Source organism: Mycobacterium sp. TH-M25 (genome assembly GCF_057473665.1).
This window is the reverse complement of the sequence record NZ_JBYCLA010000186.1, coordinates 1-2,714: the sequence shown is the minus strand read 5'-3', so window position 1 is coordinate 2,714 and position 2,714 is coordinate 1. Positions and strand designations below refer to the sequence as shown.

The following is a 2,714-nucleotide window of genomic DNA, read 5'->3' as shown; positions in this document are numbered from 1 at the left end:
CTCGAGTTGGGTTGCGAGTTCCTCGATAGTCGGTGGGTCGTGCGGACCCTCGGGATCTTGGGCATCCATGTCGTCGATGTCGTCCATGTCATCGATTGTCCATGGCCATGAGAAAGTCCCCATCTGTGGCCAGTAGGAAGTCCCCACTGGTGGCCATGTAAAAGTCCCCACTCCTTTGCGGGCTCGTCGTGTCTTTTCCGGGAGCTGTGGGCCTGGGCGGTGACGGTGATAGCGCCAACTGTCACCACACCGCCCAGGGAGCTCTATTGAAGTCTGCAAGGGAGCGTATGAACATCATTTCGGCGTATCGCCAGGTCGGGTCGTATCGCGGCGCGGCTGAGCTGTGCGGCACCACCCACAAGACGGTCAAGCGGGTCATCGAGCGGGCCGAGGCCGGTGGCGAACCGCCACCGCGGGAACCGCGTCCGCGCAACGTCGACGCGTTCACCGACCTGGTGGCGGGTCGGGTTGAGCAGTCGAACGGCAAGATGTCGGCGAAACGGATGCTGCCGGTTGCCCGCGCGGCCGGGTATCAGGGTTCAGCCCGCAACTTCCGCCGGCTGGTAGCGGAGCAGAAAGTGTTGTGGCGCAAAGCCAACAGGCATCAACGCCGCCCTGCGGTGTGGTCGCCGGGTGACTATCTGGTGATGGACTGGGCCGAGGCAGCACCAGGGTTGATGGTGTTCTGCGCGGTGCTGGCGTACTCGCGATGGCGGTTCGTTCGGTTCGCCGCTGACGAGAAGGCCTCGACCACGTTGGCGATGATCGCCGAAGCCCTTGAGGCGATCGGAGGAGTCCCGGCCAAGATCCTGGCCGACCGGATGGGCTGCCTCAAAGGCGGGGTGGTCGCCAATGTCGTGGTGCCCACGCCGGATTACGTGCGGTTTGCCTCGCACTATGGGTTTGTTCCGGACTTCTGTCACGGCGCGGATCCGCAATCGAAGGGCATCGTGGAGCACTTGTGCGGTTACGCCCAGGACGACCTGGCCGTTCCGCTGCTGACCGAAGCCGCCCTCGCCGATGAGCAGGTCGATCTGCGTGCCCTCAATGCCCAGGCCGAACTGTGGTGCGCCGAGGTCAACGCCGACGTGCACTCAGAAATCTGCGCCGTGCCCAACGATCGATTGCTCGACGAGCGCACCGTCTTGACGGCGCTGCCCTCGCTGCGGCCGACGATTGGTTCTGGTTCGGTGCGCCGCAAGGTCGATGCCCTGTCGTGCATCCGATACGGCTCAGCCCGCTACTCGGTGCCTCAGCGACTTGTCGGCGACACCGTGGCCGCCGTCGTCGATCATGGCGCCCTGATCATCTTGGAGCCCGCGACCGGGGTGATCGTCGCTGAGCACGAACTCATCGGCCCGGGCGAGACCTCGCTCCTCGATGAGCACTACGACGGTCCCCGCCGGGCACCCTCACGCGGTCCACGACCGAAAACCCAAGCAGAAAAACAGTTCTGCGCCCTCGGACCCGAAGCCCAGCAGTTCCTCGTCGGTGCCGCCGCGATCGGCAACACGCGGCTGAAATCCGAACTCGACATCCTGCTCGGATTGGGGGCCGCTCACGGTGAACAGGCCTTGATCGACGCGTTGCGCCGGGCGGTGGCATTTCGGCGGTTCCGCGCTGCTGACGTGCGCTCGATCCTGGCCGCTGGTGCCGGCACCCCGCAGCCCCGCCCCGCCGGGGACGCTCTGGTCCTCGATCTGCCCAGCGCGGAGACCCGCTCGTTGGAGGCCTACAAGATCAGCACCACCGATGGGACTGCCTCATGACCGCCACTGCTAAGCCGGTAGCGCCGGCCTCGGTGGCACCGTTGGCTGCAGACCTCGACGCCGCGCTGCGACGGTTGAAGTTGGCCACCGTGCGTCGCAACGCCGCCGAGGTGTTGCAGGTGGCCAAGACCCAACGCTGGACCCCTGAGGAGATCCTGCGGACGTTGGTCGAGGCCGAGATCGCTGCCCGCGATGCCTCCAACACCGCCAACCGCCTCAAGACCGCGGCGTTCCCGGTCACCAAGACCCTCGACGGGTTCGACCTCGGCGGATCGTCAGTCACCCAGGCCACGTTCGACTACCTGTCGAGTCTGGAATGGATTCGGGCACAACAGAATCTGGCGGTCATTGGCCCGCCCGGTACGGGCAAGAGTCATCTGCTCATCGCTTGCGGGCATGCCGCCGTGCACACCGGCTTCAAGGTCCGTTACTTCACCGCCGCCGACCTGATCGAGGTCCTCTACCGAGGTCTGGCCGACAACACCGTCGGCAAGATCATCGACTCGCTGCTGCGGGCCGATCTCCTACTCGTTGATGAGATCGGATTCGCCCCGCTCGATGACACCGGCACCCAACTGCTGTTTCGGCTGGTAGCCGCAGGCTACGAACGCCGCTCGCTGGCCATTGCTTCACACTGGCCCTTCGAGCAGTGGGGACGCTTCCTGCCCGAACACACCACCGCCGCCAGCATCCTCGACCGACTACTGCACCACGCCACCATCGTCATCACCTCCGGCGAGTCCTACCGAATGCGCCACGCCGACCACAAGAAGGGAGCCGCCAAGAATTAGCCAATCACCCGCACAGGGATGGGGACTTTTCCTGGCCATAACCGGGGACTTCCACCTGGCCATTGACAACTCATTGCGTCGCTTGGCACGCTCGCTTTGCTTACCAGGGCAACGACGGTGGCATTTCGTGCATGAACGCGTTAGCCGGCGCCGG

At 64.9% G+C, this 2,714-nt stretch carries 2 protein-coding genes; both read left to right on the top strand.

Annotation, left to right across the window (positions count from 1 at the left end; translation table 11 throughout):
• Positions 1-266: 266 nt before the first annotated feature.
• Entirely contained in the window at positions 267-1,769 is a 1,503-nt protein-coding gene (istA, locus tag AC2VOU_RS06265; protein WP_486956592.1) for an IS21 family transposase, read from the top strand.
• Positions 1,766-2,560, top strand: coding sequence for an IS21-like element helper ATPase IstB (gene istB / locus AC2VOU_RS06260; protein WP_486956591.1), 795 nt, complete (start codon positions 1,766-1,768; stop codon positions 2,558-2,560). Before istA ends, istB begins: the two co-directional genes overlap by 4 nt.
• The last annotated feature ends 154 nt before the right edge of the window (positions 2,561-2,714 follow it).

Bases quoted from the DNA above. Each gene is read 5' to 3' on its own strand.
- istB (WP_486956591.1), top strand. From the start codon at position 1,766: ATGACCGCCACTGCTAAGCCGGTAGCGCCGGCCTCGGTGGCACCGTTG.